Annotated in this window: 20 protein-coding genes and 1 pseudogene; 14 read left to right on the top strand and 7 right to left on the bottom strand. The window is 48.2% G+C overall.

Annotation, left to right across the window (positions count from 1 at the left end; translation table 11 throughout):
- Positions 1–78: 78 nt before the first annotated feature.
- Positions 79–753, top strand: coding sequence for a response regulator transcription factor (locus AN963_RS29340; protein ID WP_055748094.1), 675 nt, complete (start codon positions 79–81; stop codon positions 751–753).
- A complete protein-coding gene (locus AN963_RS29335; RefSeq protein WP_055748093.1) occupies positions 753–1748 on the top strand; it encodes a HAMP domain-containing sensor histidine kinase in 996 nt (331 codons plus the stop codon). The genes AN963_RS29340 and AN963_RS29335 overlap by 1 nt, the downstream gene beginning before the upstream one ends.
- Before the next feature lie 172 nt (positions 1749–1920).
- Here the strand turns inward: AN963_RS29335 and AN963_RS29330 are convergent, their stop codons facing one another.
- From AN963_RS29330 to AN963_RS31305, 7 genes are all read right to left on the bottom strand, one after another.
- Positions 1921–2949: a cytochrome d ubiquinol oxidase subunit II gene (locus tag AN963_RS29330; protein ID WP_055748092.1), complete on the bottom strand. Its 1029-nt coding sequence runs from the start codon at positions 2947–2949 to the stop codon at positions 1921–1923.
- 25 nt (positions 2950–2974) lie between these two features.
- Positions 2975–4306: a cytochrome ubiquinol oxidase subunit I gene (locus AN963_RS29325; protein WP_055748195.1), complete on the bottom strand. Its 1332-nt coding sequence runs from the start codon at positions 4304–4306 to the stop codon at positions 2975–2977.
- 175 nt (positions 4307–4481) lie between these two features.
- Positions 4482–5258, bottom strand: a complete 777-nt coding sequence (locus AN963_RS29320) for a pirin family protein (protein WP_055748091.1) — start codon at positions 5256–5258, stop codon at positions 4482–4484.
- Positions 5259–5319: 61 nt separating this feature from the next.
- Complete coding sequence (locus AN963_RS29315) at positions 5320–5706, bottom strand: DoxX family protein (RefSeq protein ID WP_055748090.1); 387 nt, start codon at positions 5704–5706, stop codon at positions 5320–5322.
- 104 nt (positions 5707–5810) lie between these two features.
- Positions 5811–6437 (bottom strand): FMN-dependent NADH-azoreductase, encoded by a 627-nt coding sequence (locus AN963_RS29310; RefSeq protein WP_055748089.1) that lies wholly within the window; start codon positions 6435–6437, stop codon positions 5811–5813.
- Positions 6438–6708: 271 nt separating this feature from the next.
- Positions 6709–7155 carry a MarR family winged helix-turn-helix transcriptional regulator gene (locus AN963_RS29305; RefSeq protein ID WP_055748088.1) on the bottom strand — a complete coding sequence of 149 codons (447 nt, stop codon included), beginning with the start codon at positions 7153–7155 and terminating at the stop codon, positions 6709–6711.
- A gap of 135 nt (positions 7156–7290) precedes the next feature.
- Complete coding sequence (locus tag AN963_RS31305; RefSeq protein ID WP_161827316.1) at positions 7291–7452, bottom strand: hypothetical protein; 162 nt, start codon at positions 7450–7452, stop codon at positions 7291–7293.
- 128 nt (positions 7453–7580) lie between these two features.
- Here AN963_RS31305 and AN963_RS29300 point away from each other — a divergent pair, with 128 nt between their 5' ends.
- The 12 genes and pseudogenes from AN963_RS29300 to AN963_RS29250 all read left to right on the top strand — a co-directional run bounded on the left by AN963_RS29300 (position 7581) and on the right by AN963_RS29250 (position 20316).
- A complete protein-coding gene (locus AN963_RS29300) occupies positions 7581–8534 on the top strand; it encodes a DMT family transporter (protein WP_055748087.1) in 954 nt (317 codons plus the stop codon).
- Positions 8535–8625: 91 nt separating this feature from the next.
- Complete coding sequence (locus AN963_RS31300; RefSeq protein ID WP_161827315.1) at positions 8626–8772, top strand: hypothetical protein; 147 nt, start codon at positions 8626–8628, stop codon at positions 8770–8772.
- A 195-nt stretch (positions 8773–8967) separates the two neighbouring features.
- A pseudogene (locus AN963_RS29295) lies at positions 8968–9725 on the top strand (SDR family NAD(P)-dependent oxidoreductase).
- A gap of 144 nt (positions 9726–9869) precedes the next feature.
- Complete coding sequence (locus AN963_RS29290) at positions 9870–10970, top strand: carbohydrate kinase (RefSeq protein WP_055748086.1); 1101 nt, start codon at positions 9870–9872, stop codon at positions 10968–10970.
- 3 nt (positions 10971–10973) lie between these two features.
- Positions 10974–11900 carry a pseudouridine-5'-phosphate glycosidase gene (locus tag AN963_RS29285; protein ID WP_055748085.1) on the top strand — a complete coding sequence of 309 codons (927 nt, stop codon included), beginning with the start codon at positions 10974–10976 and terminating at the stop codon, positions 11898–11900.
- A 175-nt stretch (positions 11901–12075) separates the two neighbouring features.
- Positions 12076–14493: a heavy metal translocating P-type ATPase gene (locus AN963_RS29280; RefSeq protein WP_055748084.1), complete on the top strand. Its 2418-nt coding sequence runs from the start codon at positions 12076–12078 to the stop codon at positions 14491–14493.
- Positions 14494–14574: 81 nt separating this feature from the next.
- Positions 14575–14775, top strand: a complete 201-nt coding sequence (locus tag AN963_RS29275) for a copper ion binding protein (protein WP_055748083.1) — start codon at positions 14575–14577, stop codon at positions 14773–14775.
- Positions 14776–15146: 371 nt separating this feature from the next.
- A complete protein-coding gene (locus tag AN963_RS29270) occupies positions 15147–15827 on the top strand; it encodes a GntR family transcriptional regulator (RefSeq protein WP_236708143.1) in 681 nt (226 codons plus the stop codon).
- 190 nt (positions 15828–16017) lie between these two features.
- Positions 16018–17052, top strand: a complete 1035-nt coding sequence (locus tag AN963_RS29265) for a tripartite tricarboxylate transporter substrate binding protein (protein ID WP_055748082.1) — start codon at positions 16018–16020, stop codon at positions 17050–17052.
- Between the two features lie 129 nt (positions 17053–17181).
- Positions 17182–17634 (top strand): tripartite tricarboxylate transporter TctB family protein, encoded by a 453-nt coding sequence (locus AN963_RS29260; RefSeq protein ID WP_055748081.1) that lies wholly within the window; start codon positions 17182–17184, stop codon positions 17632–17634.
- 12 nt (positions 17635–17646) lie between these two features.
- The gene (locus AN963_RS29255) at positions 17647–19152 is read left to right on the top strand and encodes a tripartite tricarboxylate transporter permease (protein WP_055748080.1); all 1506 of its coding nucleotides are present in this window, start codon (positions 17647–17649) and stop codon (positions 19150–19152) included.
- 123 nt (positions 19153–19275) lie between these two features.
- Complete coding sequence (locus AN963_RS29250; protein WP_055748079.1) at positions 19276–20316, top strand: uroporphyrinogen decarboxylase family protein; 1041 nt, start codon at positions 19276–19278, stop codon at positions 20314–20316.
- Positions 20317–20329 lie beyond the last annotated feature (13 nt).

Here is a 20329-nt window from a genome sequence, read left to right as displayed (position 1 = left end):
TGGATTCAACTGAATTCAGGGGTTTGCGCTATTTATGTATAATGAGGGAGGGGGCACATAAATAAAGGGGGGACGAGCATGTCACATACGGTATTTTTGGTGGAAGACAATCAGGATTTAAACTCCATCTTGCAAAAATATCTGGAAAACGCGGGTTTTACCGTGGAAGCGTTTCTTGACGGACTGACCGCTCAGCAAAAGATCCATGCGAATCCAGATTTATGGATCCTGGACATCATGCTTCCGGATACAACCGGATATACCTTGTTCAAGGAGATAAAAGACGTGAGTCCACAGACTCCTGTAATCTTCATTTCCGCGAAGAATCAGGATATTGACCGGGTTGTCGGTCTTGAGCTTGGCTGTGACGACTACATTTCCAAACCATTTCTCCCCAGGGAATTGATTATAAAAACGCAAAAACTGCTCGGACATAAAAATGGTCCCGCGCCTACCTATATTTCCAGCGTCAAAGTCAACGGGTATGTCATCAATCGGGAAAATCACACCATTCATCATGAGGGTGTCAGCCTGTCTTTGACTAGCAAGGAATTCGAACTGCTGCTTTTTTTTATCGATCATCCCAATCGCGTATTCACCCGAGAACAAATTTTGGACCGATTGTGGGAAGAAAATTATTTTGGGTCTGATCGAGTTGTCGACGACACGATTCGCCGCATCCGCAAAAAAATGCCCCATCTGCCCATCGAGACGATATACGGTTACGGATACAGGTACAGGCTGGTGAAGTAATGAGAGACAAGCCGTTTGGACTGCAGATCTGGGTCATCATGACTGCCTTTCTAATTTTTATTACCGGAATCATAACAGTGGTGCTCGTTTCGTATGTGTCGGTGGACGTACTGATCAACCTCATAAGATTGCTCGTCATCCTCTCGATCGTGAATATCTGTATTGCCAAGTTTATCTCCACCAAGATTACCGAACCTTTGCGTTATTTGGAGAAGAAGGTTCGGAAAATCGCAAGCAAGGAGTGGGAGGACCCGATTTTCCTGGATCGTGGCGATGAATTCGGAAAATTGGCGTCTTCCATCAATATGATGCAGGAATCCTTGAAAAAAATGGAGATGGAAGAGGAGGTATTTTTACAGAGTGTTTCCCATGATCTGAAAACACCAATCATGGTCATTCACAGCTACTCTCAGGCACTGGCGGATAAAGTGTACTTAAACGATTCCTTTGAGGAAACGGTTGCCGTTATCATAAAGGAAGCAAAAAGCCTCGAGAAAAAAGTGGAGAAGCTGTTGTACTTGAATAGTCTTGATTACATTCTGGAAAGAACCAGCGAGTTTAAACAAATGAACATCAAGACGGTTCTGGAAAACCTCGTCGAAAGATTTTCCATGGTCCACGGCCGGGTGACGATTCAGCCCGACTTGGTAGACCTGTATGTGTGGGGAAACGAAGAAGAGCTTACCGTTGCTTTGGAAAATATTTTGGAAAACAACATGCGTTATGCCGCTACGACGATTTGGATCACAGCAAGCGTGGTTTGGGAGCATGCAAAGGAGCGCGTGGAGATTTTGCTGGAAAACGATGGCCCTCCCATTGAAGCGGGGAGTTTTGATCAGCTGTTCAATCATTTCTACAAAGGGAAGAACGGAAAGTTTGGACTTGGCTTGTTTATCACGAAGAAAATTATTCAATTTCACGAGGGAGAAGTGAATGCCGAAAATAAGGGATCGCGTGTGGCATTCAAAATCTCTCTTCCCCAGGCTGCGAAATAAGGACTTCCAGGAGCCTCACCCGTTTTGTACCGCTTTTGCAGATGTCGTGCTTTTTTCTTGAGCGAATGACAGCCAAGCAAATCCAAGCCCAATGAGCACCAGAGCGCCCCCGGCCCAGCCAAGATGCAGGATGCCGTTCTTTGAGCGGCGAATTGTTTGCGCAACGGAATGGTTATTTTTCCCGGACGTATTGCTCGTCTTTCATAAAGAGCCTCCAGAAGTAGATGAATCCGGGGATCAAGATAGCAAAGCCGACCAGATAGCAAATAAACAGGGCGTGGAACGTATCAGGATGGGTAAAGCTCGACTCAATCGTCACGTGCGGGTAGACAATATACGGGAGACGGGCTGCACCATAGGCATAGCTGGCCAGCAAGTACTGGATCGTGATTGCAACGACGGCGACACGCGGTAGATGTAAGATCAGACGCCGATGTGGGGGTAGCAGCAGAGCGATATAGCCGACAAAGAAAAAGAACACGGATGCGATGAGCCACGGCAAATAGGCGAGAATGCGGTCGTACAGCCACGCCGCTTCTATGTTCATCGTTACCACCGTCAACACGGCCATGAGCAGTGTGATTGGCCCCAACAAGGTCGCATCTCTCCGATAGACGGAAAATGCCTGTTGCGCGCCCGCTACGTAGGAGTAGTCGGCAAGCAGGAGAGAAGAGAGAAACAGCGTGCTGCTCACAGCAAGACCGATGTACGCGTAGACGTGTGGACTGGTAAAAAAGAGAGGCCAGTCCAAGTGCTCGACGCCGTTGGTGACTTGAATAAAACCACCCTGGGTCACAGGCAGTACGCTAATTAGTAATGCGGGTACCAAGATTCCAGTTATGCCTGAGACGATACTGAGCGTTTTATCGTACTTGTGAATCAGGTGCGAGAAAACCATGAACGCACTGCGGATCAGCATCAGCAATAGGACAAGACTGCCGGGGATCAGCAACACCGACCCGAGCGTATAGGTGGCTCCGGGAAAAAAGGTGACCAGTGCGACGACGATCAGCACGATGAAGACGTTGACGACTTCCCAGGAAGGGGACAGGTAGCGGTTGGCGATGGATGTGGCTTTGGTCTTTTCGCGATTCAGATAGATCATGGACCAAAAGCCCGCCCCAAAGTCAAAGGATGCGGCAACCGAATAGATCACGACGAAAATCCACAGCAGGGTAATAGCAATGATAGTATCGGTCATATCGCAAGCCTCCGTGGTCAGATGATTACTCAGCCGTACGCTCTCTTTGCTGCTCGTGAGGATCTAGCTCGAGAGGATGGCGTCCGAAATAGCTGCGAAAGACAAGCAGCGTGACAATCGCCAGAAACAGATAGACCGCCAGGAAGATCCAGAAAAACGTCGAGACTCCAGCGGCCTTAGTAGCGGCATCGGCTGTTTTCATGACGCGGTAGATAACCCACGGCTGACGACCGGTGCAAGCAAATATCCAGCCAAACTCAATCCCCATCAGGGCGAGCGGAGCACTCGCCACAAATACCCAGAGCACCCAGCGAGGGAACTGGGAGCGTCGCAGCAGCTTTTTCCAGGCAAAGCCGAGAAAGCCGACGACAATCAACAGACTCCCGATTCCGACCATTCCGTTGAAAAGCGTATGGATGTAGAGAGGAGGCCAAAGCTCTTCGGGATAGTCGTCCAAGCCCACAACGACCTCATCAAACCGATTCGCAGCCAAAAAGCTTAATGCCCAAGGAATCTCGATTCCGTATTTGACTTCCTTTGTCTCGCGATCGGTAAATCCGCCTACCGTTAACGGGGCATAGGCCTGTGTCTCGAACAAGCCTTCTGCTGCGGCTAGCTTCTCAGGTTGGTACTCGTGCAAAAGCTGTGCGGATTCGTGCCCGTTCAGCGCTGTCAGCAACGAGAACGAACCACCGATGATTAATCCGAGCAACAGAGCCTTTTGATGGTACTGATAGACACGGCCCCCTTTTTCTGAGCGCAGCATCTTCCATGCGGCTACACCTGCAATAGCAAATGCCCCGGTCATATAAGCCGAGACAGTGACATGACCAGCGGTGACGAAGAAGCTCGGATTGAAGAAGGCTGCCCATGGATCGACATCCACGATTTCTCCATTGGTGATGCGAAAGCCGGCGGGTGTTCCTTCAAACGCGTGGACATTGGTAATCAAAATGGCAGAGGCAGTAGCTCCCACCAGCACCATGAAAACACTAAGAAGCCGCATAGCTGGGGAGAGGCGATGGGCTGCGTAGACGTAAATAGACATGAACAAGGCTTCGAGGAAAAAGGCAAAGATCTCAATTTGAAAGGGCAGTGAGATGACTTTCCCCACGACTTCCATAAACCCGGGCCATAGAAGGGAGAGCTGTACGCCAGAGATGGTACCCGAGGGAATGGCGACACCGAGGAGGATCGCCTGGGCTTTGGTCCAGCGCTTGGCCATGATCTCGTAGTCCCGGTCTTTGGTTCGCCAAAAGAGTAATTCTACGAGCAGGATCATCAGCGGAAGTCCCACGCCGAGAGTAGCAAAAATAATATGAAAAGCCATGGTTGTCCCAAAGGCGGCTCTGGTCATGACGATGTCTTCCACGGGGCAGCTTCCTTTCTAGTTCACTCCTGATTTGTTAGGGATTCCCTGATAATGTCCCTAGAGGGTGGAGTGATTATGCAAACAAAAAAGGATACCTTGCGAGTAGAATGACTACTCTGGGTATCCCTTCCGTTACACTATGCATTGCAATGAAGATAGATCATGATTTCCGGTACAGCGGATAATCTACGTCTTTTGGTACCTGAATGAGTACGATACGGAGTGGTGCAGCCTCGGTGGCTTGATAGATGGTATTCCCTTCGACTTCAGCGGATGCGACGACGAAATCTCCTGTTTTCATGGATTGTGCTTCCGTCAGATGGTCTGGATTACTTCCGACAAGTCCATTGCCTTCCACGACAACCACTGCATGAGCGTATCCGGCTGGAAGGCTCACCGAGTAAGAATGTCCTGCAGGGATCGTGATGTCGTTCATAAGTGAGTCTGTAACGAGCTGGATCAGCGTATCCGGTCCGATAATGCGTTTGACTTGCACACCTTCTACGACTTCAGCAGGAAATTCTTCATGATCGTACTGATTGTAGGTCGGAGGTCGTTTGACGGCAGTAGCCAGATGCGGCTCAAACCAGATTTGGAACAACTCAGAATCCTGGCTCAGTTCTTCTGCGTGATGGGCACCCGACCCGGTCTGCATAATTTGGACACCACCTGTTGTCACTCTTTGAACATTGCCCAATGTGTCGCGGTGGCCGACTGTACCGTCAAGAACGTAGGACAAGATTTCAAAGCCGGAATGCGGATGCAGAGGAATCTCAAACGTTTTCAATGATTTTGCCCAAGCCCAGTAAAAGAGGGGACCTACTCGAGTGACGACAGACCCTTCACGTGGGAAGCCAATCGGTTTGTTTTCTACAATTTCACCGTCGCCAAAATGTCCTTTTGCTTGTTCGTCTCGTGTGTAGATGCGAATGTCCATGTGTAATGCCTCCTTTAGTCAAGTAATTGGCGCCAAAGTGACCGAGCTTGCTGTCACAGCATTAAAACAAAACGTATGCGCCTGGTCCGATCAGGGCAACCCCGATTGCTACTGCGATCAAAGTCAGGTTGTATTCATAGCCGTTCTGTGTAGCCCAATATCCATTTTGACCGTGAACTTTTACAATCGCAATCAGCATGGTAAAAGCAATCAAAAGAGCACCAACCCAAGTTCCGACACCAGCGGCAAACAACAGTCCGCCTACAAGCTCACCCAAACCAGCGAGAAGGGCCATCATGACACCCGGTTTGACTCCGATCGAATCGAGCCAACCGCCCGTTCCTTTCAGACCATAGCCACCAAACCAACCAAACAGCTTTTGAGTACCGTGTGCGGCAAACGACAAACCGATGACCAAACGAATAATGAGCAAACCAAGATCCAACATTTTTTATCACTCCTAAATTAGTTTAAATTATAGTATTTTAAATTTGAGATATTGTGACTAGAGAAAGCCTCCAATCGAGGCTTTCTTTACAAGACTGGCAATCCTTAGAATGTTTCTGCCAGTTTCGCTGCTTTTGTTACGCCTTCTTCAACAATTGATTCTGCTTTGTCAGCGAATTGATTGTGACCTTCCACAATAACTTCCGTGATGTTGGAGATTCCCCAGAAGCCGAGCAGTGTGCGAACATATTTGTTAGCCATTTCTACAGCTGCCATAGGGCCTTCGGAGTAAACGCCACCGCGAGCGCTCAGCAGTGCTACTTTTTTGTCACCCATCAGACCTACAGGGCCTTCAGCAGTGTATTTGAACGTTGTACCTGCTTGAGACAGGTAATCCATGTAAGTGTGCAGAACAGCTGGTACTGTGAAGTTCCACATTGGGAAAGCGATAACCACTTTTTCTGCTTCAGCGAATTGGTTCAGGTATTTCTTTACCAGGTCAGCGCCTTTTTGCTCTTCTGCGCCGAGCTCCATACCGCGTCCTGCTTTAAACATAGCAGTCAGCAGATCGTTTCCGTAGTAAGGGAGGTTTTCTGCGAACAGGTCCAGCTCCACTACTTCATCGTTTTGATGAGTTTCTTTATAAGTTTGAGCAAAAGCTTCGTAAAGCTTTACGCTCACTGCTTGATCTACTGGTCGATCGTTAGCTTTAATTAAGAGTACTTTACTCATGGGATATTTATTCCCCTTTCGTTTAGTTAGTCACTTACTTTTGTTTGTAAATCTTGATTTTAAGATTATTATGCATTGAAGGTTTTGTCAAGGGCTTTTTGAACGTATAAGAATTTATAAGCGAGCACGCTTATGAATTCTGGAACGCATGACGAAGCACCTCAGCGTTTGCTTCTGGCATTACTTCGGTAAAACTTTCCGCTTGAACGCGGTCGCTCATCCATGAGCATGCTTCGATAGAGGTTTACTTAAGCCAGTCGCACTGCTCAAGCTAGAAGCTTTCTTGAGCAGCACGACCCAGTTTTTTAAGCAATTGAGTAGCTTGCCGTTGTTCTTCTGGTGTGAGGCCACTGACTGCTTTTTCAATTGCTTCCTTGTGCGAAGGAAAGATGTCAGCCAAAAATTGATTGCCCTTTTCAGTAAGCTCCGCATAAATCACCCGGCGATCCTCTAAACAAGGCTTGCGAATCAGCAGTTGCTTCTTCTCTAGTTTGTCCACCACATAGGTGATGTTTCCGCTTGAGATCAGGATCTTTTCACCAATCTGCTGCAACGGTTGAGGGCCTTTATGATAAAGAACCTCCAGTACACCAAACTCGGTAGGATTGAGGCCGTGTTGGCGAATATCACGATTCGTATGGGCCATGACCCAGTTGTACGATCTCGACAGTACGACCATCAGATCGAGGGAATCATCTCGAACCAGTTTGTCCGACATCAAGCCCGCTCCTTTCTGAATATATTTATCATGAATTTGCGATATCTTTAATTTGAGATAATGATACATGATCAATCGTTAGCTTGTCAAACAAAACCCTGACCTAGGAAGCGTCAGGGTTTTGTGTCAGGTTTATCAGTATTCGATCTTTGTTACTTCTTCCAATGGAGAGAGGGGATCTTCTTCTGCTTCTTGGAGTTCATGCTGCAGCAACCGTTCGTGTCCATCATCTGAAAGGTTAAAATAAAAGTATTCCGGTGGTTCTTTTTGCTTTTGCTGCGGACGCTTATCTGCCATGATATTCCTCCTTTTTTCTTTATTGTTCTCAAATCGGATCTGTTCATCCACGCATGCGATTTTGGATGTATACTACAGAAAAAGAACGGCGAAATTTGACTGCCATAGAGAGTAGAGGAGAAACAAGTATGGAAGTATCATCGCGTGCACGTGGGTTTGCAATGGTTCTCGTCGCATCCTTATTGTGGGGAGTGTCAGGGACTGTTGCCCAGTCCTTATTGCAGCATCATTCATTTACGACAGAGTGGCTAGTGGCAGCGCGCTTGCTACTGTCAGGTACGTTGCTCTTACTGCTGTCGTTATTCGGGAACGATCGTCAGAATGTTTGGCGTATTATGAGCTCGGGTGCGGATGTAGGCAGACTTTTTCTATTTGGGATCTTAGGACTGTTAGGGGTACAGTATACGTATTTTGCTTCTATTGAAATGGGTAACGCAGCCACGGCGACCTTGCTGCAGTATTTGGGTCCCGTTTTTCTAACCGTGTATGTCGTTGTACGTCATCGACAGCTTCCCAGTTCAGCTCAAATGATTGCACTCGTGCTGGCTTTGATCGGGACCTTTTTGTTGATTACCAATGGCAGGCCGGACAAGCTCTCCATTTCTGCAGGGGCAGTGGTGTGGGGTCTCGCATCCGCGTTGGCACTAGCTTTTTATACGCTTTATCCTAAAAGCCTGTTGCAGAGGTGGGGATCGACAATCGTCTTGGGGTGGGCGATGCTGATCGGAGGTATCGGCTTGTGCATCCTGACGCGTCCCTGGCAGGCAATCGCCATTGATTGGGAGATCACATCGGTATTGGGAGTTGCGTTTCTCGTCCTGTTTGGCACCCTAATTGCTTTTTATTTGTACGTGGATAGTCTGCGCTTTATCAAACCTGCGGAAACGAGTCTCCTGGCGAGTGCCGAGCCACTGTCAGCCGTTGTGGCTACCGTCATCTGGTTGCATGTTCCGTTTGGATGGTTTGAATGGCTTGGGGCTTTTTGTATTATCGGGACCGTGTTTGCTTTGGCGCAAAAGGAGGAAACCAAAAAGAAGCAAGCGACGGTGGAATCCGCAATCGAACAACGAGTATCATCGTGAACGAACAGCTTGATCTTTTCGTGAGAATGAATTATTGTTAAGGGTGTTAAGTAATTTGTCTTATTTGGAAGGAAGAAAGGAGGTAAAAGCGATGATGTACACTGTTTTCGCAATGGTAGAGGCATTGGTAAAAGCACCCAGACTGCTTGGAGATTTGCATGTAACGGGATCAGTCTGCCCATTTTTTGGCATGCAAATTTCATATCGAAAACAGGTACCGGAAGCTTTTGCCTTATGATGTAGCTAGCGCTCTGTTTGCAAGCTGACTTCTTGTCGATTGCGAATGTAGATAACGACAGCATAAATGATGACGCCGGTATTCTTTCGGCGTCTTTTTTGCGTTCTCGAAAGGAGGTGAGGCAGGCAAAATCGGCAGGCTTTGAATGAACCAAACACAAAACGAAACCAAATAACGAAAGGGAGAGTAAATCGAATGTCTCACGAAAAACAAGTAGCGGTAGTAACAGGAGCAGCAAGCGGAATTGGCCGAGCAACCAGCATCAAGTTTGCGGAAAATGGATACCGGGTCGTTCTCGTAGACTTTAATGAAGAATTGGGCAATGAAACGTTGACATGATCCGAAGCAATGGGGGAGAAGGCATTTTTGTAAAAGCGGATGTCTCCAAGCCGGAGGATGTAGAAAACTATGTAAAACAGACAATGGAAATGTACGGACAAATGGACGTCTTGTTCAACAACGCAGGGGTTATTCAAAAGTTCGCTCCGTTTACGGAAGTGGAAATCGAGGAGTACGAACGTATCATGTCCATTAATGTGAAGAGCATATTCCTAGGTATGAAAAATGTCCTTCCCATCATGGAGCAGCAAGGAAAGGGCGCGATTATCAATACAGCGTCTTCCGCAGGGATTCGCCCCGAGCACAGCATCGCCGTATACTCTGCCAGCAAGCATGCGGTCATTGGTTTGACGAAAGGGGCATCGATTGAATACGCGAAAAAGGGAGTCCGGATCAATGCGGTTTGCCCTGGCGGAATTGAAACCGCCATTTTCAAAAGCGTGGCTGACACTTTCGCGAATGGGGGATATGTACCCGAAGAGCTCTCTCCCATGCGGATGGGGCGTCATGGTCAACCGAATGAGATCGCTGAGGTGGTTCTGTTCCTGGCATCTGACAAAGCGAGCTTCATGACGGGTTCTGTCGTTGCCGTGGACGGTAGTTTGACTGTGTAAAAGGGAAAGATCATTGGAGGCTGTCGATCGAGATAATCGACAGCCTCTTTTCTTTGCAAATAGTTTGCGAAACTTTTGTTTATGTGATAGACTTTTGTTTGTGGACGAAGCTGTGAATGCTACTTTGACGAAAGGAGGATGACCGTGGACAAAGAAATGCAGATTTTGCAGCATATCCGGCACAATCCTTTTATCAGTCAGCAGGAATTGGCAGACTTGATGGGAATCTCCCGTTCCGCTGTTGCGGGCTACATCGCCCAGTTGACCAAGCGCGGAGAGATAAAAGGACGTGCGTATGTCTTGCGCGACGAGGGTTCGATTGCCTGCATTGGTGGAGCGAATCTGGACCGCAAAGCGCGTGGGAAACAGCAAGTACGACTGCATTCCTCCAATCCCGTCACGATTATGGAATCATGTGGAGGGGTAGCGCGCAATATTGCCGAGAACTTGGGCAGACTGGGCTGCAAAACTTCCCTGTTCACCAGCATCGGTGAGGATAAGGAAGGGGAATGGATCCTGCAAGAGACCCGAAAGCACGGTGTCGATATCAGCCAGGTTTGGCGATTGCCGACTCAGCGGACAGGCACGTATACGGCTCTTCTGGATATTGATGGAGAAATGGTTGTCTCACTGGCCAATATGGATATATACGATGCGCTGACACCGGAGATGTATGCGGACAAGTGGTCGCACATTGCCGCTGCTCAAGCGATTTTCCTCGATACAAACGTACCGGCCGATTGCTTGGCGTACATCATCGAGCGCTGCCGGGAAGAGAACATCCCACTCTTCGTGGACCCGGTCTCTTCTGCAAAGGCGAAAAAGTTGCCACAGCGATTGGACGGAGTAGAAGCCATTTTGCCCAATCGGGAAGAGGCTGAGCTGTTGGCGGAAATGAGTATCGGTTCGATCGAAGAATGCGCCGAGGCTTGCCGCAAAATCAGGGAGCGTGGCGTCAAGCATGTCATCGTGACCATGGGTGAGCAAGGCGTTTATTATCAGTCAGAGGATGTGTCCAAGCACTTCACACCGTATCCTACTGACGTCGTGGATGTGACAGGTGCTGGAGATGCCTTTGCTTCGGGATTACTGTACGGGTTCGTCAATGGCGAATCATTTGAACGAGCTTGCCAATTGGGATTGGCTGCGTCAGCACTGACCTTGAAAACAGAGCAGTCCGTATCCCCGTTGTTAAAACCGGAACAACTCGAACTGACTGTAGACCAATACGAAGAGGAGCGATAAATCATGAAACAATACCTGACCTTTACAGAAGAAGTACGTCACGCCCTAGACAACAATCTGCCAGTAGTGGCTCTGGAAACCACCATTATTTCGCACGGTATGCCATATCCACAAAACATCGAGATGGCAAAAGAAGTCGAGCAGATCATCCGCGACAACGGAGCCGTACCAGCGACGATCGGGATCATGAACGGAAAAATCAAGATCGGCCTCAATGAGAGTGAGCTGGAAGAGTTCGCGACCAACAAGTCCGTAGAAAAAGTAAGTCGCCGTGACTTCCCATACATCCTCGCGAGTGGAAAAATCGGTGCCACTACGGTAGCAGCTACGATGATCGCAGCAGAGCTGGCTGGCATTCACATGTTTGCTACAGGCGGCATCGGCGGTGTGCATCGCGATGGAGAAATCACGTGGGACGTTTCCGCTGACTTGACAGAGCTGGCTCAAACAAACGTGGCAGTCGTTTGCGCAGGTGCCAAATCGATCCTGGATATCGGCCGCACGCTCGAATACCTGGAAACGCAAGGCGTACCAGTCGTTGGCTACCGTACCTCCGAGTTCCCTTCTTTCTTTGCACGTGAGAGCGGCTTTGGCGTAGACTTCCGTCTGGATACCCCAGAAGAAGTGGGAACGTTGATGGATACTAAATGGAAGCTGGGCCTCAAAGGCGGTATGATTATCGCAAACCCGGTACCGGAAGCAGATGCTCTGGATCATCAGAAGATCGAAGGTGTCATCTTGCAAGCGCTGAAAGAAGCGAAAGACAACAACATCGCCGGTAAAAAAGTAACGCCGTTCTTGCTCGATAAAGTGAAACAGCTGACAGAAGGCAAGAGCTTGCAAACAAATATCGCACTGGTGAGACATAATGCAGAGGTAGCAGCGAAAATCGCGGTTGCGTACCAGGCAGCTGTCAACCAAGGCAAGTAAATCGAGTAATGGAAGAGAAGCTCCTGAGAAGTCAGGGGCTTTTCTTTTTTTCGAAAACCTCTTGATATACCATGAGGGGGTATTGTATAGTAAGGGTGTAAATAACAAGACAGCATTGGGGGAACAATACTCTGAAATATACCCCTAAAGGGTATCTGTAACGGGGGAGTTAACCATGAGTGCCAAATCAGCAGAAGCGACGATTCCGATCACCGGGATGACATGCGCGGCGTGTGCTCTGCGCATCGAAAAGGGCCTGAAAAAGCTGGATGGCGTGGAAACAGCCAATGTGAACCTCGCGTTGGAAAAATCGACAGTCGTCTACGATCCAGCGATCACGGATCTGGACCATATCCGCGGGAAAATTGAGGCGCTCGGCTACGGCGTCGTGTCAGATAAAATCGAATTGAACATAACCGGAATGACGTGCGCAGCGTGTGCGACCCGAATCGAAAAAGGATTGAACAAACTACCTGGCGTCTTAAAGGCGAATGTCAATCTGGCCTTGGAAACTGCTGTGGTCGAGTACGACTCGGGGCAGGTCGGCGTAGCGGATCTGATTCGTCAGGTCGATAAGCTGGGCTATGGCGCAGAACGCAAGGAAGATGGGAATGCGCAGGAGCAGGTAGACCGCAGACAGATGGAAATCAGACGGCAGACGGTAAAGTTCTGGGTGTCCTTGCTCTTCTCGCTCCCGCTTTTGTGGGCGATGGTGAGTCACTTCTCTTTCACCTCGTTTATTTGGTTGCCTGATGCCTTGATGAATCCATGGGTCCAGCTGGCCTTGGCTACACCCGTACAGTTCATCATTGGCGCACAGTTTTACGTCGGAGCTTACAAAGCGCTGCGAAACAAGAGCGCGAATATGGATGTGCTGGTCGCCCTCGGGACTTCGGCCGCCTATTTCTACAGTCTGTATGTGGCGGTTTCCTCCATCGGTACCCATGCGCACATGCTTGAGCTATACTTCGAGACCAGCGCGGTATTGATCACGTTGATCTTGCTGGGCAAACTGTTCGAGGCAAAAGCAAAAGGCCGATCCTCTGAAGCGATCCGCAAGCTGATGGGACTGCAAGCCAAGACAGCCGTCGTCGTCCGGGATGGTGTGGAGATGACTATTCAAGTAGAAGACGTGCGAATGGGAGATATCGTCCATGTGAAACCAGGGGAGAAGGTACCCGTCGATGGACTGGTGCTGGAAGGTCAGTCCGCTGTAGATGAAGCGATGCTGACGGGTGAGAGCATTCCTGTAGACAAAGCGGCTGGCGACTCGGTCATTGGTGCCACGTTGAACAAAAACGGCTTCCTGAAAATCCGGGCGACCAAGGTAGGCAAGGAAACAGCGCTGGCGCAAATCATCAAGGTCGTGGAGGAAGCCCAAGGCACGAAAGCACCCATTCAGCGACTGGCTGACAGCATTTCTGGGGTGTTTGTCCCCATCGTCGTAGGGATTGCCGTTTTGACCTTTGTCGTTTGGTATTTCTGGGTCATCCCCGGCAATTTTGCTGAGGCGTTGGAAAAAGCCATTGCCGTGCTCGTGATCGCTTGCCCTTGCGCACTCGGTTTGGCCACACCGACGTCCATCATGGCTGGCTCTGGCCGCGCTGCAGAGCTAGGCATTCTATTCAAAGGCGGCGAGCATTTGGAGACGGCTCATCGTCTGGACACGATCATTCTCGATAAAACAGGAACCGTAACCAAAGGTGAGCCAGAGCTGACGGATGTCATCGCTTTTGAGATCGATGAAAAACAACTGCTGGCGCTGGTGGGCGCAGCTGAGAAAAATTCGGAGCATCCACTGGCACAGGCGATTGTGAAGGGGATCAGCGAGAGAAGAATTGCTCTTTCGGATACCACCTCTTTTGAGGCCATTCCTGGTTATGGGATACGGGCTGTCGTGGAGGGGCAGGAAGTCCTCGTGGGGACTCGTCGTCTTTTGGAGCGCGATCATATTTCGTTTGAACACGCAGCTGAGACGATGCTTACCCTCGAGAAGTCGGGGAAAACAGCGATGCTGGCTGTGGTTAATGGGAAACTGGCTGGGCTGATTGCCGTAGCGGATACCATCAAACCTACTTCGAAAATAGCGGTAGAACGACTGAAAGCGATGGGGCTGACCGTCATCATGATGACCGGTGACAACCGCCAAACGGCCGAAGCGATTGCTCGTGAGGCAGGAATCGGTCACGTCATCGCAGAAGTTTTGCCCGAGGGCAAGGCTGCCGAAGTGAAAAAGCTGCAAGAACAGGGAAAAAAAGTTGCCATGGTCGGTGACGGAATCAACGATGCACCCGCGCTTGCTACCGCCGATATCGGAATGGCGATAGGCACGGGTACAGATGTGGCGATGGAAGCAGCGGATATCACCTTAATGCGCGGAGAGCTCACGAGTGTAGCGGATGCTATCGAGATGAGCAAGCGAACGATTCGCAACATCAAGCAAAACCTGTTCTGGGCTTTTGCTTACAACACGGTGGGTATTCCTTTTGCAGCACTGGGTTTTCTCGCTCCGTGGCTCGCGGGAGCAGCAATGGCCTTCAGTTCCGTGTCGGTCGTGCTCAATGCTCTGCGATTGCAGCGGGTGAAGCTGTAACGGCTGTCATCGAACGAAAAAACAGGCAAGTAGCGGCTTGTTCCGCATAACCATATTGGATAAACCAAAGGAGAGATTATGATGCAAACCATTACCCTGAATGTAGAAGGAATGTCCTGCAATCACTGCGTGAATACCATTGAAAAAACGTTGAGCGGCCTGGGCGCGACAGGTAAAGTAAATCTGGCAGCGAAAACAGTCGAGGTCTCCTATGATGAGAGCGGCTTGTCTGTGGCAGCGATCAAGGAAGCGATTGAAGACCAAGGCTACGACGTCGTGTAAGGACGATAAATTGGGCTTAGCAGCATGACTGCGTGATTGTGAATGTGAGGAAGAACTATTTCACGAGACTCGCACAGACAGCACCAGCCGAAACGGATCATCGTTAGCTGGTGCTGTTTTCATTTTCATAGATCAATCCATTTTATTTTATAAAACTCAGAGGAATAATCGCTTGACAGGAAGAAAGCGTTTGCGTATATTAATTATAAATTTCAAAAAAGTGTATACAATTATACAATGATTCCGTCGGGCTTTCGTTTTTTATATAATTGTATACAATTATACAACAATACAACGATACAAACATTTTGTTTTCTATCACCTTATCGTATACTAGAGTGAAACGATCATAAAGAAGGAGGGGGCATGAGGTGGCAACTCAAACGAAACGGAAGAGAATTGTTTCCAAGGATTATGCCTTCATGGAGATCAAGCAGAGAATCATAAGCGGTGAATTAGCCCCGGGACAACCGTTGGTCGAAGAAAACCTGACAAACGAATTGGAAATCAGCCGCACACCTTTACGAGAAGCATTGCAGCGTTTGGAGATGGAAGAGCTGGTAGTCAGGCAGCCAAATGGGCGCTTGCGAGTTGCATCCATCTCAAAAAAGGAAGTCGAAGAAATCTTTGTGGCCCGAAGTATCCTAGAGGGTATCATTGCAGGTCAGGTTGCAAAGATAGCGTCAGAACAGGATATACAGAACCTGACGGATATTCTCCGAATGATAAAAGCAGGCTATGAAAATAGCGATTATGAGGAAATTATTTACTACGGGTCTGAATTCCATTCTTGCCTCTATGAAATCAGTGGGAACAAGACAATTGTAAAAATACTTAGTATGCTAAATGATCACATTCAGCGGTATCGTCAATTGTTTCAACGCGGTGGTCAAGAAAGAACGGCACAAGCAGTCATCGAGCATACGGAAATTCTAGAAAAGATCATAGCCAAAGATTCCGTGGCTGCAGAAATGGCTATGCGAAATCACATTCAATGCAGTCTCGAAACCTTGCTTGCTAACATAGATAACCTGCAGAATGACGAACAGTAACTATCATTTTTGTGGGGATGAAGTCTATCTCCACTATATTTAAATGATTATATCCTATTTAACATATAGGGATAATTATATATAAAAATGTCGAATACAGGGGGTAGTAACGAGAGGATAAGAAAAAAAGAGCCGTTAAAATGTATCGCGCGTTCGACCCAAAACACATCTGAAGGAGGCTGTATGTAGAATGAACAAAAAACGCTTTTTCGCAGTGAATTCAGCTCTTGTCCTTTCGTTACTGATGCTTGCCGGCTGTGGTTCCGAGCCAAAGCAAGCACAGCAAACTGCACCAACTAAAGCGGCGGCAACAGCTGGTGCATCAGCAAAGCCTGCCGACTATCCTACCCGCCCAATTGAAACAATCGTAGCGTTTAACCCAGGTGGTGGGACGGATACGGCTGCTCGTACGGTTCTCAAATACGCGGAGAAATATGCCGGGACAAGCTTTCCGGTCGTAAACAAGCCAGGAGCAGGCGGTGCAATTGGTTTTACCGCGATTGCCAAATCTCCAACTGACGGCTACACGATTGGCATGATTAATCCTCCTTCATTCCTCGTTTATCCTATCAAGATGGGCGATCAAGTCAAATACAAGTTAGATGACTTTGTGCCGATTGCAAACCTGGTAAGCGATCCGGGAGCATTTTTAGTGAGAGCTGACAGTCCGTTCCAAACGTTGGAGCAAGTAATTGAGGAACTGAAGAAAAATCCAGGAAAGCTAAAAATCGCTTTTAGTGGCCCAGGTTCCACTGAGGCACTCGCTCTGCGGCAATTGGAAGAGATGAAAGGTGCAAAGTTCAGTAAGGTGCCTTTTGAAGGAACGGCTCCAGGCATGACAGCTCTGCTGGGCGGTCATGTCGATATCCAGATCGCTAACGCATCCGAAGTGTACTCGCAATACAAGGAAAAATCGATCCGCGTTATTGCGGTTGGTGCTGATTCCAAAATCAAAATGATGCCAGAAGTTCCTACATATAAGGAGTCTGGTTTTGATGCAACCCAAATCGCAATGCGTGGCCTAGCCGGTCCGAAGGGTATGGATCCGAAACAGGTTGAATATTTAGCGGATGTACTGAAGAAAACTTTGGAGGATCCAGAATTTAAGCAGAAGGCTGAGGAATTGGCGCTGCCATTAGACTTCATGGGACCGAAAGAATATTCAGAATCATTGAAAAAGACAGAAGAAGAAATGAAGAAAGAATTTGAAAAGAGTCCTTGGTAAGTTAGCCGGGTATAACATTCCTGGTAATTTAACAGAAAATAGGGCAGGGGCAAGAGGAGGATTGATCTCGAGAGTAGCTCCTGCCCCCAAAAAAACAGACTTTTCCTTGTGAAAGGGGTGAACAGTAGCATGAGAAAATTGAATGCGAACGCATGGGCAGGAGTTTTTCTACTGCTCGTGGCGATTGTGTTTCTGATAAAGTCCTTTAGTTATGCTTATTCGAGTGAGGTAGGACCGGGACCGGGCTTCTTTCCTATATGGCTATCTGGAGCATTACTGGTTCTTGCTGTTATTTATATCATATCTTCCATGCGTTCAGAATCTTCCGATAAGGTAACGTTTCCTTCCGGAAAAAGCTTAAAAAGTGTTTTGTTTCTGCTCTGTAGCATGATTTTGTTTGTAGCGCTGCTTCCTTACCTAGGCTTTATCGCGTGCAGTACACTCTTTTTATTCGCGCTGCTGTACAAGGCTTACAAATGGTACATCAATCTCCTCACGTCTGCTGGCGTATCTGTCCTCCTGTACGTAGTGTTTGCAATCGTACTGGAAGTTCAACTCCCAGTAAGTGCGCTGGGTTGGTAGGAGGAGGGTCATATGGATTTGTTTGGTTCGCTTATGGGCGGGTTTGAGACCGCATTTACCCTGTCGAATCTGCTTTATTGTTTGATTGGTGTCTCCATCGGGATGTTTGTAGGGGTTTTGCCAGGATTGGGGCCAGTTGCTGGTACAGCCATTCTGATTCCGATTACCTTTGGGATGGAGCCGGTAACTGCGATCATCATGCTTTCGGGTATTTTCTATGGTGCCATGTACGGTGGTACGATTACATCCGTTCTGATTAATACACCGGGAGAATCGGCATCCGTTATCACCTGTATTGACGGTTATCAAATGGCCAAGCAAGGACGAGCGGGTGCTGCATTGGGTGTTGCTGCGATCGGGTCCTTCATTGGAGGGGTTGTCGCCATTCTTTCTCTGGCGTTGGTAGGCCCGATGCTGGCAAAATATGCCCTAAAGTTCGGGCCGCCGGAATTCTTTTCTCTTATGCTGTTCGGTTTACTACTGCTGGTTGCGCTGATGGGTAAGTCGGTCGTTAAAGGCCTGATATCCGCCGTAGTCGGTTTGCTTTTATCGCTAGTGGGGATGGATCCTGGTTCGGGGGCAGAACGTTTTCTGTTTGGCCAGATCGAGCTGATTGAAGGGATTGAATTCGTTGTATTGGCAATGGGGTTGTTCGGGATTTCTGAAATCCTTTTGAATGCTGGTGACGACATGAAGTTGGACAAGCCAGCCAAAATTAACGGACTGTTCCCGGCTCGGCACGAATGGAAACCAACCCTTAAATCGATTGGTCGGGGAACCGTGATCGGGATGTTGGTTGGTCTGATTCCGGGAGCGAGCGCATCGATTTCCTCCTTGATGTCGTACTCCATGGAGAAAAAGCTGGCGAAAGACCCTGATCGCTTTGGCAAAGGTGCCATCGAGGGCGTAGCAGGTCCGGAAACAGCAAATAACGCATACAGTGGTGCGGCATTGATTCCTTTGTTTACGCTGGGGATTCCCAGTTCACCGACCGTCGCGGTTATTTTGGGTGCATTTATCATGCATGGCTTGACGCCAGGTCCTACCTTGTTCCAGACAAACCCGGATTTTGTCTGGGCTGTCATTGCTAGCATGTTTATTGGCAACGCCATTTTGCTGTTCATGAATTTGCCGATGGCAGGGCTTTGGGCTAAGGTTGCTCTCGTTCCTTACAAGTTGTTGTTTCCGTTAATTCTGATTGTTTCGCTGGTCGGGGTATACAGTGTTAACCGCAGTCTCTGGGATGTCGGCCTGATGATCTTCTTCGGTGTCGTCGGCTATTTTATGAAGAAATTCGAATTTCCCAGCGCCGCGCTGATCCTCTCCTTTATCCTTGGTTCCCAGATTGAGTTCTCGTTGATTCAATCTCTCGCTTCTTCTGATAATGGCCTGATGATTTTCTTTGAGCGTCCGATTTCGGGAACCTTGATGGGTATGTGTGGTTTGGTTCTAGTACTAAGCATCGTCAGTGCGGTGAAAAAGAAGCGATCTGTTCTCGCAGAAGATGCAGAGATGTAAGACAATATCAGGGCATTCCAAAGTCTGGCGTGCCCTCAGATTTTTTATCCTATATGAATAGTAAGGCTGGCTGAGTCAGGTTTACTAAATATCCATGTATACATAACATAACGAGGGATGTACATGACGCTAACAGCGACAGAGCGAATTCGGATGGTATTGCGGGGAGAGCAGGCAGACCGAATCCCCTTTAGTTTTTGGACACATTTGCCCCATGTAGATCTAGATCCGCTAAAGCTGGCGGAGGAAACCTATGAATTTTATCGTAGATTTCGATTGGACTTCATCAAAAATATGCCGAACGGGATGTTTTTTGTGGAGGATTATGGATGTCAGTGTGATTTCAGTGAGATTCCAAACGGAGGTGTCGCTAAAATCACGAAGTTCGCGGTGGAAAAGCCAGAGGATTGGTTGGTATTGACAGAACCTGATGTCAAGAAAGGTGCCCTTGGCAGAGAATTGCTTTCCATAGCACATCTGCTGGGGAAAACAAAAGAAGAGGTTCCAGTGCTTCTCACCATTTTTTCACCATTAACCATTGCCCACAAGCTGTGCGGGTCACTCATGCTGGAGCATTTACGAAATCACCCGGATAAGTTGAAAGCAGGGCTGGATCGGATTGCGAGGACAACTGCGGCTTTTGCTCAGGAGGCGTTACGAAAGGGCTGTGCAGGTGTATTTTTTGCCAACCAGATGGCGACAAGTGAGATGGTGACGGAAGCGGAATATAAGGAATTTGGGGTTCCGTATGATTTGCAAGTACTCGAGGCCATCCAACCCTATTCCTGGTTTAATGTGGTCCATATTCATGGAACGAACATCTATCATCATTTGATGGTTGATTATCCAGTACAGGCGATAAACTGGCATATCTGGGAAACCGAGCCGAAGCTTCAGGATTTTGTGCAAGCTGCCCCTGACAAAATCATCGTCGGTGGAATACAAAGATCGAATATCACAAATGGTTCGATAGATGAGATTATCAAGGAGATTCAAGAGGTATCCAGGGTGACAGTCGGGAACCGGATTATTCTCACGCCAGGGTGTGTGATTCGATATCCCGTGGAGGAGACAGTATTACAGCAGGTGAGTAATGAAATTATTCAGCATTCAAAAGTAGTTTTCCGACAATCAAATACAAATAGCCAAATGACGCAGCAATAAATGTATACAATTA

Source organism: Brevibacillus choshinensis (genome assembly GCF_001420695.1).
In the GTDB taxonomy this organism is placed as follows: Bacteria; Bacillota; Bacilli; order Brevibacillales; family Brevibacillaceae; genus Brevibacillus; species Brevibacillus choshinensis.
Note: the sequence above shows the minus strand (reverse complement) of the source record. Positions and strands in the feature narration are given on the sequence as shown.